Raw genomic sequence first — 17976 nt, forward strand, 5'->3', positions numbered from 1 at the left:
TGAACGTGCTCAACTGGGTAATGTGGATTATTGGGCTGCTGACTCTCATTACGGGTATAGTCGGTGTGAGCAACATTATGTTTGTAAGTGTGCGCGAGCGTACTCATGAGATTGGTATACGCCGTGCTATCGGAGCTCGCCCGCGCTATATTCTCACACAGATTATACTGGAAGGAGTCGTGATTACCACACTTTTCGGCTATGTCGGTATATTGCTTGGTACAGTCGCCGGAGAGATAATGGCTTACTCTTTTGCTGATGTCGAGTTTATAAAGGATCCACGGGTAGATGTCGGGCTGGCGTTTCAGGTCACGGCTCTGCTTGTCGTGGCCGGAGCTTTTGCCGGACTTTTCCCTGCAATGCGTGCGTTGAAGATACGACCTGTGGAAGCATTGCGTACCGAATAGCATCTCAAACCAATCATTAGAGTCAATGAAAAATCCAATTTTCGATATAGACAACTGGCGCGAGATTACAGCCACGCTCTCTCGCAATAAGACACGCACATTCCTTACCGCATTCGGTATATTCTGGGGCACGGCCATGCTTGCCATGCTTATGGGTGGTGCGCAGGGCGTCAGAGGTCTGATGATGCGCAATTTCGACGGTTTTGCCACAAATTCCGCATTTATATTCTCAAGCAATACAACCCGGGCATACAAAGGATACCAGAAAGGACGTGAATGGAGTCTCACGCAAGGCGATGTGGATGCATTGCGTGTCGGAGTCCCGGAAATTGACGCCATTAGTGGTATCGTACAGGCAGGCGGTGCTGTGTCCTATCGTGATAAAAGTTACGTCAACGGCAATATTCTCGGGTTTACTCCGGATTATTATCAAGTGATGGAACCTCTGCTCATAGAGGGACGTCTGCTCAATGAAAGCGACGAGATGCAGTTACGTAAAAATTGCCTTATCGGAGCCAGGGTGGCAAGCGAACTGTTTGGCACTGAGTCGCCCATAGGCAAATACGTACAGGCCAATAATATATATTATCATGTAGTTGGCGTGGTACGTCCTCGTAACGACAATATCAATATCGGCGGCAATATGGAAGAAATGCTTATGCTTCCGCTCGCTGTAATGCGGCAGAATTACAATCTCGGAGAAAAGGTATATTATGTCGCATTCACCGTTCGTGATGGATGCACGCCGGGCAAATTGCGCGGTCGCATAAAGCGTATTCTCCAGAGCCGCCACACAATATCGCCTGAAGATGACGAAGCTGTTCCTTACTGGGATATCTCTGAAAATTTCGAACAGGTCGACGGGCTATTCAGCGGAATAGATCTTCTTGCGATTTTCGTAGGCTTCGGCTCTCTTCTCGCCGGTATAATCGGAGTGGGAAATATCATGTGGATTATCGTAAAGGAGCGTACACAGGAGATTGGCATACGGCGTGCCATCGGCGCTCGTCCTCGCGATATAATAGCGCAGATTCTTTCCGAGGCAGTAGTGCTGACTACTGTTGCCGGTGTGGGTGGAATATGTTTTGCGGTGCTCATACTCGCTGTCGCCGGAAGACTTACCGCCGGTCCCGACGGCTCGGAAGTGGGTTTCCAACTGGCGTTTTCCACAGCGTTCGCCATACTTGGAGTATTCCTTGTGCTTGGCATGGGCGCCGGTATTATTCCGGCAGTAAAGGCTATGCGAATAAAGCCGATTGAGGCATTGAATGACAATTAATAGCAATCAATAATAAAATTAAAGTACTGCAATGAGGAAAGCCTCACGTATCATCATTTGGACAATAGTAGCCTTGCTGTTTGTAGGCACATTCGTCTATCTTTTTATTAACTCTCGTGAAAAATCTGTGAACTATGAGCTTGTTAGCCCGTCTACAGGTAATATCAGTCGGGCGACTGTGCTCACCGGAAAGATTGAGCCGCGCGATGAGATTGAAATCAAGCCTCAGATATCAGGCATCATCGCCGAAATCAATGTCGAGGCCGGAGACATGGTTCGTGCCGGAGATGTAATAGCCCGTATTAAGGTGATTCCTGAGGAGTCGCAGCTTTCGGCAGCACAGTCAAGGGTTTCAACGGCGAAAATTGTGCTTGACCAGGCGCGTCAGGTATTTGATCGGACACGCGGTCTTTATGAACGCAAGTTTGTTGCCCGGGAAGAGTACGAACAGTCGGAGACTGAATATAAGAAAGCCGTACAGGAACTTGATGCCGCGGAAGATGCGCTCCGTATTGTCCGTGAGGGTGTCAGTTCATACAACGCTACTGAGTCTAACACTCTTGTGCGTGCCACCATTGACGGACAGGTGCTTGAGGTGCCCGTAAAAGTCGGCACATCTGTCATTCAGGCCAATACAATGAACGATGGTACGACTGTGGCAAAGGTTGCCGATATGCGCAATCTTATATTCCGCGGTAAAGTAGATGAAACTGAGGTCGGGCTGCTGAGAACCGGAATGTCGACCACCATATCCATCGGTGCTCTTCCCGATATTATGCCTGCGGCTGTAATCGAATATATTGCACCTAAGTCAACCGAAGAGAACGGCTCCAACACGTTTGAGATTAAAGCGGCCATTGAGGTGCCCGATTCTGTGAATCTCCGTGCCGGATATAGTGCAAACGCTACAATTACACTGGCTCGTGCCGATTCGGTTATGACACTTCCGGAGTCGGTGGTAGAGTGGGGTGGCGACTCTGCTTATGTGTACGTTCTTACAGATACAGTGCCTGAACATAAATTTGAGCGCAAAGCCATATCTACCGGTCTTTCCGATGGTATCAACATTCAGGTTAAGGGTGGAATTAACGCTGACGACCGTTTGCGCGGCAGTGAAATTTCAGGAAAATGATTATGAAAAAATCTCTTTTTACCATATCGATGTTCATGGCCGTGAGCTCGGCAGTCGCATCACCGTGGAGTCTTGACTCCTGTATCAGTTACGCCGTAGAGCATTCACTTCAGGTGAGGCAACGTATTGTCGAGGTGCGCCAGGGCAATGTTGAAGTATCGTCGGCAAAATCGGGGTATCTGCCAACACTTGGCGCTCAGGTATCGCAAGGATGGAATATCGGGCGTGGACTTACATCCGACAATACTTATGCCGACCGCAATACGTCCAACACACAGTGGGGCGTGAATCTCTCGCTTCCATTGTTCGATGGCCTTAACACACCGCGTCAGGTAGCATATGCCAAGGCTTCACTTGCAGCGTCTCTGCAACAGCTTGAGGCAATCCGTGACAATGTTACCCTCAACGTTATTGCCGGTTATCTCCAGGTGCTTTATCAGAAAGAACTCCATCAGGAGGCTCTGCATCAGGAAGCCCTGTCATCATATGAGCTTACACGCCGCAAAGCGTTGCTCGAAGCAGGCAAAATCCCCGAAATTGACATGCTTGAGGCTGAGTCACAGCTGGCACAGGACCGTATGTCGGTGGCGACTGCCGCCAATGATACCCGTCTTGCTTTGGTTGACCTTGCGCAGCTTCTGTATATAGATGATATCGAAGGCTTCGATATAGAGCCGATTGATACCAATCTGCCGGCTATGCCAATGGCTCCACTCGCCGAACTTTATGCACGGGCTGTAGGACGCAGTCACACCATATCTGCTGCACGTGCGAATATAACGGCCGCAGAGCGTGGAATTGATGTCGCAAAGACCGGCTATATTCCTCGACTGTCGTTCAATGTTGGTGTCGGGTCGAGCTATTACACTGTAAGTGGATTCAGTAATGAGCCGTTTGGGCGTCAGATGAAAAACAATTATGCCACTTCAATGGGGTTCTCGTTGTCAATTCCGATATTCGACGGATTACAGACGCGTAATCAGGTGAATCGTGCCAAAGTACAGAAAGTTAATGCCGAGCTACAGCTTGACCAGGCCGAGCAGGAGCTTATGCGGCAGGTGCAGCAGGCATATTATCAGGCTGACGGTGCCAGGGCGCGCCTTGCAGCAGGCGAAACTGCACGCGATGCAGCCAATAAGGCTTTTGAGGCTATGCAGGAAAAATATAATGTCGGTCGAGCTACTCCTACCGATTATGAACAAGCGAAGTCAAAAGCCTTGACTGCCACAACCCAGGCTATTCAGGCTCGCTATGAACTGATACTTCGCACGCGTATCCTCGATTTCCTTACCACTCCCTCCTTACGTTGATTAATATCATACTTTGTAAATGTTGCGAGACGGCTTCAGATTGGCCGGTCTCGCAATATTTTTTTTATAGGGTGAAATGATATAGATATTGGCTCTGTGGGATTTTTTGATGCATTATGATATTGTGCGGTTCTTGTGTTTGAATTATATTTGCTGAGTAAGTCGCAAAAGTTGAAATCTCCTCGTAAACATTCTCTTAGACAATGAATATATCTCAAGCGGAAATGTCCGCGCATAAACTCCTGCTTATAATTGACCCGCAGATTGATTTTATCACAGGTGCGCTGCCTGTGCCTGGAGCAGAGCGTGCAATGAACGCTCTTGCCGGGTATATCCGCACTCATAACATTGATTATGCCTTCATTATAGTGACAGCCGATTGCCACCCCATGCGCCACTGTTCATTTAAGCCCGACGGAGGCGAATGGCCACGTCATTGTATCGCAGACTCCGTGGGTGCTGCAATATGGCCTCCGGTAATGACTGAATTGCTTGATAATTCCGACAAGGTTGTCATTCTTCACAAAGGCAAGGATGCCGGGCGTGAGGAGTATTCAATCTTCAAAAACTCAGTAGCAGCAGAGAGGATACTTCATATCATTGAATCGTACGATATCAAGAGAATTGACATCTGTGGACTCGCCGGTGATGTATGTGTGTCGGATACCATACGCGATGGCGTGGAACTGATAAAGAATTCGCGGATTAATGTCCTCTCAGCTTTTTCGCCATCGATTGATGGAGGCGACGTATTGCACTCTGTAATCTCAGCGTATGGCTTGTCATGCGACACTGATGCTGACATATGATTGTGGTCTACAGCGGATTCACGACTGATATTCCGTTGCAGATATTTCTATATTGTGCCTCCCGTCTGAGACCGCACATAAGAGTGTTGGCGGATTCATATAATATTGTTACCTTTGTGGGAAAATATAATATATTGCTATGTCAGAAATTATTGAAACAATCAATGACGAGGAGAGCAAAAGCGGTCTCAACTTTGTGGAGCAGCTTGTCGCTGATGACCTTGCCGCCGGCAAGAATGGAGGACGTCTTAACACACGTTTCCCGCCGGAGCCTAACGGTTATCTACATATAGGCCATGCCAAAGCAATATGCATGGACTTTGGTGTTGCCGAGAAATTCGGCGGCACATGCAACCTGCGTTTTGACGATACCAATCCAACAAAAGAAGATACGGAATATGTCGACGCCATACGCGAAGACATCCATTGGCTCGGTTTCGACTGGGGCGACCGCGAATACTATGCGAGTGATTATTTCCCCCAGCTCTATGATCTTGCGGTACGGATGATAAAGGAGGGCAAGGCATATGTCGACCATCAGACTTCTGAAGAAATTGCCCGACAGAAAGGTACTCCTACTCAGCCCGGAGAAAACAGTCCTTATCGTGACCGTCCTGTAGAGGAGAGTCTCGATTTGTTTCATCGCATGAATGCCGGCGAATTTGACGAAGGCACCTATGTGTTGCGCGCCAAGATTGACATGGCATCGGACAATATGCACTTCCGCGACCCGATTATGTACCGCATAATCAAGACTCCGCATCATCGCACAGGCACTACATGGAATGTTTATCCCATGTATGACTTCGCTCACGGACAAAGCGATTATTTCGAAGGTGTGACCCACTCGATATGTACTTTGGAGTTTGTGCCTCACCGTCCGCTATATGAATATTTTGTAAAGGAACTTGCCGATGACAGCTACTGCCCCCGTCAGATTGAATTCAACCGCCTCAATCTCACATATACGGTAATGAGCAAGCGCAAGCTGCTTCAGCTTGTGAAGGAAGGTCTTGTGGCAGGATGGGATGACCCTCGTATGCCTACTATATCGGCTATGCGCCGTCGTGGTTATACTCCTCAGTCAGTACGTAATTTTGTTAATCTTATCGGATACACAAAAGTTGAGGCTCTCAACAGCATATCCTTGCTTGAGCATGCGGTGCGCGACGACCTCAACCGTGTTGCCACACGTGTGATGGCCGTGATGAATCCGGTGAAGGTGGTTATTACCAACTACCCCGAAGGTCAGACCGAGACTGTAGAGATGGAGAACAATCCGGAGGACAGCACAGCCGGCACACATAAGATGCCATTTTCTCGGGAAATATATATCGAACGCGACGACTTCATGGAGAATCCTCCCAAGAAGTTCTTCCGTTTGGCTCCCGGCGGCGAAGTACGTCTGAAAGGTGCCTATATTATAAAGTGTGAGGATGTGGTAAAGGATGCTGACGGCAATATCACCGAAATCCACTGTACATACGATCCCGACACCCGTAGCGGACTCCCCGGCAGCATGCGCAAAGTGAAGGGTACACTCCACTGGGTATCGGCCGCACATGCCATTGACGCCGAGGCCCGTCTCTACGACCGTCTTTTCTCTGTCGAGAATCCGGCCGAGGAGAAGGACCGCGACTTCCGCGAGATGCTTAACCCCGATTCGCTGAAAGTAGTCGATGGAATAAAGATAGAACCGTTCCTCGCCGAGAATGCAAAGGTTGGCGGCCACTATCAGTTCCAGCGTATCGGTTACTTCACTCTTGATCCCGATGCGACTGTAGCACATCCGGTATTCAACCGTACAATACAGCTCAAAGACACCTGGGAGAAGATTCAGAAGAAATAATTGTATCTCTGATTCCGTTATATACGGTATATAGTCTATAGCGTGACAGCACACAATATGATATTGTGTGCTGTCACGATAACCATTTATCCCCCTTGTTTCATGGATCAGGAGCAGAAACGCAGAGAAAATCTCTACAGGAAGTTTCGCGAGGCGGCTTCGACGGGTGAGATTCCGTCGAACTTTGATGAAAACGACCTTGTGGATATTTACGACTACGCCAACGACAATTATGACGAGGCAGTGCAGTTGCAGGTCATTTTTGCCGCTGTGAGATATTTTCCCGACAGCGACGAACTGATGCAGCGACGAGCATATTTCCTGCTTGAAAATCTGTCGATGAGCGACTCGGCAATATCCATCGCAGATGGCCACCGGAATACAGGAGCACTGTGGGATTTGCTTGTGTTGCGTGTGAAAAGACCTGTAGGTCAGGATGCAGCCGACGCTATGTCGGATATCCTTAACCGCTATGGCGACTACGATGACGAGACCATTATACAGCTTGTGACAACGTTCTCCGAACTCGGGTTGCTTGACTGGCTTAAAGAGCACAAGGACCTTATACAGCAGAGATGCATGTATAAGGATACATTCCTGTATGAACTTGCCCAGGAGGTAGAAGAACAGGGTGACTATCATTTCGCAATAAAACTGCTCGACGAGCTCACCGGCTTGGAGCCATTCAACCCTACATACTGGCACATGCTCTCGCAGGAGTATCTGAATGTCGACGATTATGAAAATGCTCTCGGCTCTATCGAATATGCTGTAGCTCTTAAGCCGGATTCTGCACCAATACTCACTACAAAGGCCCAGATTCTATTCGATATGAAGAAGGATACTCAGGAGGCCTACAGACTGATGCGTGAAGTTGTGGCTCGAGACGGCGAATATACTCCTTCGCTTTTCACTCTTGCTGCCATGCTTGCGATAGATGGAAGTGAGGAAGAGTCGGCAAGTCTGCTTGAGCAATATCTTGCAGGACATCCTGCGGAGCGCGAAGCCGTAGAGCATATACTTAAACTTGGCGACTCTTTGCGCAATCTTCGTGTACTGCGGCAATATTTGCCCAACTCAGGCATGAATAGCGATGAGTGGACTGCTTGGGCTCGTGGATTTTATGAAAGAGGGCAATGGCAGCCTGCTGCTGATATTCTTCTTACATGGCTGTATGTAAAGGGCGTGTCGGACGACTGGAATGTCCTGATTGAGTCGCTTTACCGTCAGAAAAGAGTAGGGGAGATAGCTCAGCTTTATAGAGAATATCTGCTTAAGATAGATAATCCCCAGAGCACCAATATATCTTTCATGGCATATCTGTTGCTGATACTGGCGCTTGTGCGCTCCGGACAGCATGGTGTGGCACGAAACATGGCAGGCTATTTGCTTTCAGTCAATGTGAATGTCGTAGATTCTCTGGAACAGAGGATGCAGCTTATCGGGGCTCAGAGTATCATACGTTCGATGCATGATATTCTTCTTGGCGACAATCAGGTCGACATTGACCCCGTTGACCCATTTATCACCCCTGCCGAGGATGGTAAGACATCCGGCAATGATACTGTGCTTGAATGAATATAAAAGCATCAATATTATTTCTTGTGACACTGGCTGCAGGTAGCGGTGTCTATGCCCAGACTCCCCTCAGGCCCGACGCTCCGTCACATATTCCGAAGCGTGTTCCGTCAGAAGATGCTCAGCCGGAGCCTGAGACTACTCCGGCTGATGAAGTCACGGCCGAACCTTATGCATGGAAAATCCTGCCTCCGCTTGGATTGCGCGAGCCCTCCACTATTGATACTCTCTATGTCAATTATGCACAGAGATTTGTCCCTTCAATGGTGACTGATGCGTATGGCACGACCGGTAACTTCGGTGCGCCGGGGCGTACCTTACTGTACTTTGAGCGCGAGCCTATGAGCGATTTTTTCTTTGCTGATGCCTTGAGGTACTGGAAGCCGTCGCTATCAGGCATGAAATTCTATAATACGCGTATCCCGATGACCCTTCTGTCATACAATAATGCTGGAGGTAAGGAAAATGCACAAGACCGTTTGCACGGGATATTCTCAGGCAATGTCGATGCCCGTGGTCAAGTCGGTGCCATGATTGATTACCTTTACTCAAAGGGTTGTTACGACTATCAGGCGACAAAACATCTCAACTGGGGATTTTCCGGTTCGTATATAGGTGACAGGTATGAGTTCCAGGGCTTTTTCAACCATTGGAATATGCTCAACATGGAAAACGGAGGTATAACCGACGATTTATATATCACCGACCCTGCTCAACTTCAGGGAGGGCAGGCCTCGATTCAGCCCAAGGCAATACCTACGAATCTTACTGGTGCATTCAATCGTGTGAGCGGCGCGCAACTATATCTCAACAATACATATAATGTCGGTTTCTGGAAGGAGGAAGAGGTTGACGACACTACGACAGTAAGCACATATGTGCCTGTGACGCGTTTCGTATGGACTTTAGACTATCAGAAAGGTCGGCATACTTTCCGTGATACCCAGGCTTCCGATACTGAATTCTGGAAAAATACATATCTTTATCCTGAAGAGTCCAATGATCGCACGAGCTATTGGTCTCTGTCAAACACGCTCGGTGTACAGCTCCTTGAGGAGTTCAATAAGTTTGCCAAATTCGGACTCTCTGCATTTATTACCCACCAGATACGCTATTACAAGCAGACTACCGATACGCTTGACCGTGTGATTCCGCTTCCAGCGGGCTTGTCACCTTATCCGGTAGGTAAGGTTCCCGCAAGCCATAATGAGAATCTCTTATGGGTCGGCGGACAGTTGACCAAACAGCGCGGGTCGATTCTTACGTATGACGCGACAGCTAGGTTCGGACTTATCGGACCTGTGGTAGGCGACCTTGAGATTGACGGGCGTGTCAATACCAGGTTCCCGCTTTTCGGAGACTCGGTAAGCATTACCGGATATGGGCGTTTTCGAAATGTTGCGGCTCCATATCTGATGAATCATTATGTTTCCAACCATTTTATCTGGGAGAATGATTTCGGTAAGACACGGTCGTTGCGTTTAGGGGGAATCCTCAACATACCTCATACACGCACTTATATAGATGCTGGAGTAGAGAATGTGCAGAATCTTATATACTTCGGCCCAGATTGCCTTCCGGTTCAGGCCGGAGGAAGTGTACAGGTAGTGAGTGCGTCTCTTCACCAGAATTTTAAGTTTGGACCTCTTGTCTGGCAGAACCGTGTGACGCTTCAGACTTCATCGGACGAGGCTGTGATACCTTTGCCTAAACTTGCAGTGTATTCCAATCTGTCGCTGAACTTCAAGGTAGCAGGTGTGCTTCATGTGCAGCTTGGAGTTGATTGTGATTACTATACTAAATATAAATCAATCGACTATCAGCCGGCTACTATGACTTTTTACAATCAGCGCACGGTGGATGTCGGTGGCTATCCTCTGATGAATGCATTTGCCAACATGAAGTTGTCGAAGGTGCGTTTCTATGTGATGATGAGCCATGTAAACCAGGGTATGATGGGCGACAACTACTTTTCGCTACCTCATTATCCGATTAATCCACGCCGTTTCCAGATGGGATTGTCGGTTGACTTCCCCAACTAATCCACGACACGGATTGTTTTTACACTATAGTAGGTCCCTTGGATAAAAATGTATTGTCATGGAGCTGATACCTAAGAAGGGGAATGGAATACTTTATGCGACATTGATGCTGTTTGTGCTGCTCGGTATGTACGGACTGCGACGTTGTGCTGCCGACAGCAATCATGGCAGTTGGGATATACGCTCTTCAGGCGGTGATACGATTGATGTCGCTATCGAATATACACCGCTTGTATGTTATACATACGGTGATACTCTTGGCGGATTGCACTACGATATGTTGCGCGATATCGCTTCGCGTCATGGACTGGTGGTGAAGTTTCATCCTGTCGCATCATTAGAGAAGAGCCTGCCGCTTATTCATGACAGCATAGTCGACCTTCTTGTAGCCGATCTTCCGATGACGGCCGAATTCCGCGGACGTTATCGTTTTTTGGAGCCGGTAGTGGTGGATCGACAGGTGCTCGTGCAGTTGCGTGATTCTGTGAAAGGGCATGGTGCGGTGCGCAATCCGCTTGAGCTCGGAGGAGACACAATATGGATTGCAGCCGGCTCTTCGGTAGAAAGCCGTATCAGAAGTCTTGGCCGAGAGATAGGCGATACGATATATGTGAAGTCGGATGGCGATTACGGTCCGGAACAGCTCGCGATAATGACTGCTCTCGGCGAGATTCAGGGAGCCGTAATCAGCCGGAGGGTGGCTCAGGAGATAGCTAAGGATTATCCTCAGCTTGATGTAGTCACCGAAGTTTCGTTCAATCAGTTCCAGTCATGGATTGCGTCAAGGCGATACTCTGCTCTTGCCGATTCTCTTGACTCGTGGATTAAATCATATAAGGACACTCCTGATTACGAACATCTGCTTAAGCGCTATGGTGCTTTTTAGACACTCTCTTAGGACCTATGGCAGAGAGGCTTTTATGGCTTTCGCCATAAGCATGGCTCCGCGTGGGTTGGGGTGATCGTTGGGTGCGTATACGTATGCTTCTTCCCCTTTGAATACATCTGTCAGAGATATTATATTCATGCGGTTGGCTATAGCGACCGTATTGATGTGTTCGCGCATTTGTTCATAGTATCCTTTGTCCTCAAATCCCCAGGAGAGCGTCTGAGGTGTTATCTGCACATACGGTTCCACTACAAGATATATTTCAGGCAGTGACGGGAGCATATTGAGTGTATCAATAAGGGACTGATAGTCTGCTGTGAATTCCTGGTTGAGTTTTTCCCAATTGTACGATTTGCAATCGTTTACTCCGAGAGCTATTATGATTATGTCGGGGTTGAAGTCGATTACATTATGCATGGCCGGAAGAGTAGAATAGCCGAATGGCCTTCCTGCATCCGTCCCTTTCCGAAGCATTGTAGCACAGCTGACTCCGAAATTGCCGACTTCGTATTCCGGGCCAAGGAGGGCCTGGAGTTGTGCCGGATAACTTTGTGTCGCAAAGTCGTCGGTGCCTACACCTTCTGTCATACTGTCACCGATGCAGGCCACTCTCATGGGGCGGCTATAGAGCTTTCCATAGAGGCATTCAGAAATATATTCCGCTATCGGATATGGATTGTCGATGCCATGTGGATGATGGCCGGAATGCGGCCTGACGATTGATTTTACGGGTATATTCCAGCGGCGGTATGCGTCTTTGATTAGTTTCCCATTGCGCTCATAAGGGACTATTGTATCAGAGCCTCCCGATAGTATCACTACCGGGATTTTGTGGTCGACGAGTATCGAAAGATTGCACGCGGCGTTTTCTGCTAATCCGGGTATCGGCAAAGAGTCCTGTCTCCACTTGGCGGTGACATCATTCCACAAATCATTGTTGCGCCTCAATTCATTGATATCGACAAGTGGATTGTCAAGCAGTAAGGCTCCGATATGTTCGGGATATGTCTGAGCGAAGCGTAGTGAGTAATACGCGCCACGACTCAAGCCCTCCATCACTACCTTATCCATAAGGCCGTGTTCCACGGCAAAGTCATAAAACTCTTTACCGGCACGAATCGATGACGGGCGTGCCCATTCGTCGGTCACATTATAATAGGCTATGTGATACCCCTGGTCCAACAGAGCAATATCAATCGATGGGAAGGCGTCGAAAAATGCAGGTCTCCATATCCATGGATTGCCGGGGAGCGGATTGTCGGGAACTACCATTATTGCACTACGGCCGGCAACTGTGAAATCATATCTGTCGGCACCGTGCCACTTGCTTTTGGTTCCATGCCATTCGGCGGATAATGCAATATTTGCAAATGACGCGACTGTTGTCGCCAATAATATTAATAATCGTTTCATTTATGATAACTTTAGTTATTGCAAAGATAATTGTAATGGATAAATCCGACAAATGTTTGCACAAATAGGTACAAAAAAATAAGACTACCTCACGGCACCCTTATTTCTCGCTTGTTGCTTGTTGAATATCTATTCTGTCTTTATTGGAAAGTTACGTATGAAAAAGTATTCTGTTTACCTTTTTTGTTGGTGTTGTTTCGTGGATGTCAGATTTCTTAGTTAGCTAAGAAGATTTTTTCAATCGGGAGGTTTATTTCCCTCTTGCATTGCAAAGGTAATAATTTGTTTTGTACTATCAATGGCCTCTGGTATATGTTTAATAACATATTTTGGCGATATATAGGGTAATCGGGGGCGTTACCGCTTAAATTTAATAATGAATGCAAGGTATTATTGTGAAAAGTTAATATTAATGGGGATAAAGTAAAAATTATTAAGCGGCTAAAAAATGTTAAATCACGGGTTGTGCTGACCTTATGATACGAGAAGCAGCCCTATGAGTGGTCTGATAGGGCTGCTTGCTGGCATTTTGCTATGATTTTGTGCTCAAATGTGATGTGATAGTTTTGAAGTCATGAGCTTGGAATCATACGATATTATTGTTAATTGCTGTAGATAATGCATGATGACATAGGGGGGATGGTTCCGGAAATATGACCGTTGTCCACATTAAAGCCTAAGCCATGCACATTGTCGGTATATGTTCCTTTGCCCAGAGTTGTGGCAAGTTCCATCTGCTGAGGTTCATCAGAGATATTTATCAGCACGATTCCTTTATTACCGCGCTCTACTGCGATTACCGCACCATTGTCTGAGGCTGATATCTGTTCAGGCTGGCCATGCATTGTATGGCGGAATTGGTTGGCGGCAACAACTTCAGGATTGAAGAACTCATCGTTGCCACGGGCTCCGATGCGATTGTTCCCCCAATAATTCTGGCGTGTAGAGCCCATCGGGCGGCTGAAGAAGAGCGGAGTGCCATATTGACGGGCAGCCAGAAATACATATCCCTGGCGAATCTGTGCGTCCTCAAGATCGGCCGATTCGTGCTCGTTGGCATATGTATCGTGCGACTCTACCCATGTCACAAGTTTGGAAGCCGGCGCGGGATTCATCCATTGCGTGAGTGAGTCGGCAAAGTAGTTGCCTTCGGAGAGAACATGTCGGAGAGCGTGGCCGTAGTTGCTTGCTGTCACTCCCATATACTCTGCATAATCAGCTTCGCGCACATTTTTGTCCTGAAGCACTTCTCCGTATATGAACAGACTGTCGGCAGGCAGTGCTAAAGAGAGTCCCTGCACACTTTCACGTCCGGTGGCGATATCCCAGAAATTGTTGCGTTCAGAGAGTGAGTCGCGGGGGTCATCCGGGAGACCGATATGTTTGGCCGTATCGTAGCGGAAACCTCTGGCTCCACAGGCGAGCAGGTCGTTGACATATTGCAGGTAGTAGTGCTGGAATCCTGGATTTTCAGTATTGACATCGGGAAGACCGCCCATCATCCCTGTTGTACATTCATATCTGTCGTTCCACTGATGGATATTGTTGAATCCGTTGGCATGAAAAAGTTTGTCGTGGCCTCCGGCAGCACTGTCAAGCGCGGCTGTAACGGCACTGTGATCTACCGCGGTATGATTGGGAAGTACATCGACTATCACTTTTACGCCATATTTGGCGGCACTGTCACACATGGCTTTAAACTGCCGGCGTGTGCCCAGCAGATGATTGCCGATTTTCCAATCGATAGGCTGATAGTAATAGTACCATTTGCCTTTTACGGAATCGCCTTCTTCGCTGAATAAGGCCATACCGCCCTGCTCGCCAATGAAACATGTATTGGCCGGAGAGGTCTGAACATAGTCGAACCCGGCATCGGCAATAGTTTTCATGTTTGCGGCAATAGTGTCGAATGACCATGACCATGCATGAAGAATAGTCCCATCGCATGTGGGCACTTCGTTTGTTTCAGGCTTGCATCCTATAACACTGCCGGCAATCATTATCCCTAATGCCGGGAACAATAGAAAGTTTTTCATCATAATAATTTGGTTAAATTTATCTTTAGAATACTATATGTCTTTTGAAATATCAATTACTACCAGTTAATGAAAGGATGAAGGCCTCTCATATGTACGTATATGAGAGGCTATGAAAATCAGTAGTAAGTATCTTCAGAAGGATGTTATGCGTTTGTCATGGCAACGCAGGAGTCGGGCAGGGAACTGCTCTACCAGAGCGAGATTATGTGTCGCCATTATCACTGCTGTACCCTCCTCGGCAATTTGATGCAGAAAGGCTACAATCTGTTCGCCTGTGGCGGGATCCAGGTTTCCGGTAGGCTCGTCGGCAAGAATGAGCCGCGGCTTGTTAAGAAGCGCACGGGCAATAACTATACGTTGTTGCTCTCCTCCGGATAATTCGTGAGGCATCTTGTAGCTCTTGTTGAGCATACCGACTTCTTTCAATACCTGTTCGATACGCTCATCCATGTCTGCTTTAATCTTCCAGCCGGTAGCCTGAAGTACAAATAAAAGATTGTTGTAGACCGAGCGGTCGGTGAGTAGCTGGAAATCCTGGAACACTATTCCGATTTCGCGTCGAAGCATCGGTATATCCTTGCGTTTTATCGCAGTCAGGTCATATCCAAGCACATCTGCGTCACCTTTAATAATAGGAATATCGGCATACATGGATTTCATGAGGCTACTCTTGCCGCTGCCGACTTTACAGAGTATATAAAGGAATTCTCCGTCCTTTACCTCAATATTTATGTCCTTAAGGACAATCAGTTCTTTGCGGTGGAGTTCTACCCCTTTATAGGAGACTAATACTGAATCTTCCATAGGCATTATGACGGCCGGTTATTCTTTGTGGCGCTTTTGCAGTTCGGCTGCCAAATCCTCGATACGCAGACCTTTGGAAGTAAGAAGTACAATCAGATGGTATATGAGGTCGGAAGCCTCGTATACGAGTCCGTCGATGGTGCCGTTTGTGGCTTCGATGACAGTCTCTACCGCTTCCTCTCCGACTTTCTGTGCCATGCGGTTAATCCCTTTTTTGAAAAGAGATGTTGTGTATGAACCCTCCGGCATCTCGTTATGACGACGGTCAATGAAGTCCTGAAGATAGCGTAGGAATTCTATTCCCATGGTATTGCTGGTGCCGAAGCATGTATCGGTACCTTTATGACATACCGGACCTACCGGCTTAACTCTGATGAGAAGAGTATCGTGGTCACAGTCTTCTTCGATGCTTACTACATTGAGGAAATTGCCGCTCTCCTCACCTTTTGTCCACAATCTGTTTTTTGTGCGGCTGAAGAACGTTACTTTACCTGTTTCAAGAGTTTTGCAGTAGGCTTCTTCGTTCATAAATCCAAGCATGAGTACATTTTTTGTAGCGTCATCCTGGATTATTGCGGGAATCAGGCCGCCTAATTTATCGTAGTTGAGTTCTGACATAGTCTTACGGGAATATTGTTTTGAGAAAGATAATTTTTTAATTCGGGAATGGATATTTCTCCAAAATGAAAAATGCTTGCAGCAAGAGCTGCATCAGCATGTCCTGAGGAGAATACGTCGACAAAGTGATTCATATTTCCTGCGCCTCCTGATGCTATTACAGGAATTGTGAGTTTTGATGTAAGTTCGGCCAACGCTTCGCATGCGAACCCTTGCTTTACTCCGTCATGATCCATGGAAGTAAACAGAATTTCGCCTGCGCCACGTTCCTGGGCTTCATGTGCCCATTCAAAAAGTGTGCGTTCTGTCGGCTTACGGCCACCATTGAGATAGCACCGCCATTCTCCATCGTCGAAACGGGCATCGATTGCCGTAACGCACACCTGACATCCGAACCGCGACGCAATGCCGTCGATAAGCTCCGGATTGCGCAATGCCGCAGAGTTGACAGATACTTTGTCAGCTCCGGCATCCAGCAGTCGGGCCACATCGTCGACAGCGCTTATGCCGCCGCCTACAGTAAAGGGGATATTTACATTTTCGGCAACACGTCTTACAAGTTCGATGAATGTACCTCGTCCCTCATGGGAGGCTGTAATATCAAGATACACCAGTTCGTCTGCGCCCTGTTCGCTATATTGCTGTCCGAGAACCACCGGGTCTCCTGCATCGCGGAAGTTGACGAAGTTGATGCCCTTCACTGTCTTTCCGTCCTTGACGTCAAGACACGGGATTATTCTTTTTGCTAACATGACGATAGATTGAAGCGTGATATGTCGGATAGTGAGATACGCCCTTCATATATGGCTTTGCCTACTATGACGGCCGGCACGGCAGCAGTGTCAAGCGCAGCTATATCGGATATCGATCCGACACCACCACTTGCTACAAGCCATAAATCAGGCAATATGTCAAGTATGCGTCGGTATAGACTGACGGCCGGTCCCTCAAGTGTTCCGTCGACACTTATTTCTGTAGATATGACACGTCGTATGCCATGGGCGGCATATCCCTCAATAAACGGTACGATGTCGCGGTCGGACGTTGCCGTCCATCCTTCGGCGGCGATTTTACCTCCGCGGGCATCGGCGCCTAATATTATGCGGTCGGAACCATAAGTGTCAAGCCAGCGGAGAAATGTTTCAGGCCGGCGTACGGCGATACTGCCGCCGGTCACCATGGATGCTCCGCTTTCGAAGGCTATACGCAGGTCGTCGTCGCTCTTCAGTCCTCCGCCGAAATCAACAATAAGCGGTGTACGGGAAGCTACCTGCTCCAGTGTCCGGTGGTTGACAATATGGTTGCTTTTTGCGCCGTCGAGATCTACAAGATGCAGACGGCGGCAACCGGCATCGGCAAAACGCTTTGCCATATCGACAGGATCGTCGGAGTATACTTTTGAGGTCGTGTATTCGCCACGTGTCAGTCTGACACATTTGCCCCCGATAATATCTATGGCAGGAATAATCTCAATCATAGGCAATCAAAGGTTAAGGAAGTGGGATAGCAGGGAACTGCCGTCGGGCCCGCTCTTTTCGGGATGGAACTGTACGGCATAGAAGTTGTCGCGATGCATTGCGGCACTCCATGGACCGCAGTATTCTGTTATTGCAGAGGTATCGGGGCCGACCGGCACTGCATAGCTGTGGACATAATAGAAATAGCGACCGTCAAGCATATCCGGAACGGGCCCGTCGGGAGCTGTAACTGTTACTGTGTCCCAGCCGGTGTGAGGAATCTTGAAATCATGCTCAGTGGATACGAGACGTCGTACATCCGCATCAAATATTCCGAGGCAGTCTACATC

Annotated in this window: 16 protein-coding genes; 9 read left to right on the forward strand and 7 right to left on the reverse strand. The window is 48.0% G+C overall.

The features are described 5' to 3' along the window. The 9 genes from K2I50_RS06755 to K2I50_RS06795 all read left to right on the forward strand — a co-directional run. On the forward strand, window positions 1–407 hold a 407-nt coding region (locus K2I50_RS06755), incomplete at its 5' end, for an ABC transporter permease (protein ID WP_301025483.1). Between the two features lie 25 nt (window positions 408–432). After that, window positions 433–1686 carry an ABC transporter permease gene (locus K2I50_RS06760; RefSeq protein WP_301025484.1) on the forward strand — a complete coding sequence of 418 codons (1254 nt, stop codon included), beginning with the start codon at window positions 433–435 and terminating at the stop codon, window positions 1684–1686. Window positions 1687–1717: 31 nt separating this feature from the next. Continuing rightward, window positions 1718–2818 (forward strand): efflux RND transporter periplasmic adaptor subunit, encoded by a 1101-nt coding sequence (locus K2I50_RS06765; RefSeq protein WP_301025486.1) that lies wholly within the window; start codon window positions 1718–1720, stop codon window positions 2816–2818. 2 nt (window positions 2819–2820) lie between these two features. After that, complete coding sequence (locus K2I50_RS06770; RefSeq protein WP_301025487.1) at window positions 2821–4128, forward strand: TolC family protein; 1308 nt, start codon at window positions 2821–2823, stop codon at window positions 4126–4128. A 224-nt stretch (window positions 4129–4352) separates the two neighbouring features. After that, window positions 4353–4937, forward strand: coding sequence for an isochorismatase family protein (locus tag K2I50_RS06775; protein WP_301025489.1), 585 nt, complete (start codon window positions 4353–4355; stop codon window positions 4935–4937). Between the two features lie 139 nt (window positions 4938–5076). Continuing rightward, a complete protein-coding gene (locus tag K2I50_RS06780; protein WP_301025491.1) occupies window positions 5077–6786 on the forward strand; it encodes a glutamine--tRNA ligase/YqeY domain fusion protein in 1710 nt (569 codons plus the stop codon). 102 nt (window positions 6787–6888) lie between these two features. Continuing rightward, window positions 6889–8364 carry a tetratricopeptide repeat protein gene (locus K2I50_RS06785; RefSeq protein ID WP_301025493.1) on the forward strand — a complete coding sequence of 492 codons (1476 nt, stop codon included), beginning with the start codon at window positions 6889–6891 and terminating at the stop codon, window positions 8362–8364. Continuing rightward, the gene (locus K2I50_RS06790) at window positions 8361–10406 is read left to right on the forward strand and encodes a putative porin (RefSeq protein ID WP_301025494.1); all 2046 of its coding nucleotides are present in this window, start codon (window positions 8361–8363) and stop codon (window positions 10404–10406) included. Before K2I50_RS06785 ends, K2I50_RS06790 begins: the two co-directional genes overlap by 4 nt. Window positions 10407–10464: 58 nt before the next feature. Further along, window positions 10465–11292, forward strand: coding sequence for a transporter substrate-binding domain-containing protein (locus K2I50_RS06795; protein ID WP_301025496.1), 828 nt, complete (start codon window positions 10465–10467; stop codon window positions 11290–11292). Window positions 11293–11307: 15 nt separating this feature from the next. On the opposite strand, the gene K2I50_RS06800 is transcribed toward K2I50_RS06795, so the two are convergent. The 7 genes from K2I50_RS06800 to K2I50_RS06830 all read right to left on the reverse strand — a co-directional run. Continuing rightward, window positions 11308–12708, reverse strand: coding sequence for a GDSL-type esterase/lipase family protein (locus K2I50_RS06800; protein WP_301025498.1), 1401 nt, complete (start codon window positions 12706–12708; stop codon window positions 11308–11310). A gap of 602 nt (window positions 12709–13310) precedes the next feature. Beyond that, window positions 13311–14747 (reverse strand): alpha-amylase family glycosyl hydrolase, encoded by a 1437-nt coding sequence (locus tag K2I50_RS06805; protein WP_301025499.1) that lies wholly within the window; start codon window positions 14745–14747, stop codon window positions 13311–13313. A 132-nt stretch (window positions 14748–14879) separates the two neighbouring features. Then, window positions 14880–15551 carry a cell division ATP-binding protein FtsE gene (locus K2I50_RS06810; protein WP_301025501.1) on the reverse strand — a complete coding sequence of 224 codons (672 nt, stop codon included), beginning with the start codon at window positions 15549–15551 and terminating at the stop codon, window positions 14880–14882. Between the two features lie 18 nt (window positions 15552–15569). After that, the gene (gene hisIE / locus K2I50_RS06815; protein WP_301025503.1) at window positions 15570–16169 is read right to left on the reverse strand and encodes a bifunctional phosphoribosyl-AMP cyclohydrolase/phosphoribosyl-ATP diphosphatase HisIE; all 600 of its coding nucleotides are present in this window, start codon (window positions 16167–16169) and stop codon (window positions 15570–15572) included. Then, window positions 16142–16921 carry an imidazole glycerol phosphate synthase subunit HisF gene (hisF, locus tag K2I50_RS06820; protein WP_301025505.1) on the reverse strand — a complete coding sequence of 260 codons (780 nt, stop codon included), beginning with the start codon at window positions 16919–16921 and terminating at the stop codon, window positions 16142–16144. The genes hisIE and hisF overlap by 28 nt, the downstream gene beginning before the upstream one ends. Then, the gene (locus K2I50_RS06825) at window positions 16915–17646 is read right to left on the reverse strand and encodes a 1-(5-phosphoribosyl)-5-[(5-phosphoribosylamino)methylideneamino]imidazole-4-carboxamide isomerase (RefSeq protein ID WP_301025506.1); all 732 of its coding nucleotides are present in this window, start codon (window positions 17644–17646) and stop codon (window positions 16915–16917) included. The genes hisF and K2I50_RS06825 overlap by 7 nt, the downstream gene beginning before the upstream one ends. 6 nt (window positions 17647–17652) lie before the next feature. After that, a partial coding sequence (locus K2I50_RS06830) for an imidazole glycerol phosphate synthase subunit HisH (RefSeq protein WP_367279093.1) occupies window positions 17653–17976 on the reverse strand: 324 nt, incomplete at its 5' end.

It is taken from the genome of Muribaculum sp., assembly GCF_029051885.1.
Taxonomy (GTDB): Bacteria; Bacteroidota; Bacteroidia; order Bacteroidales; family Muribaculaceae; genus Muribaculum.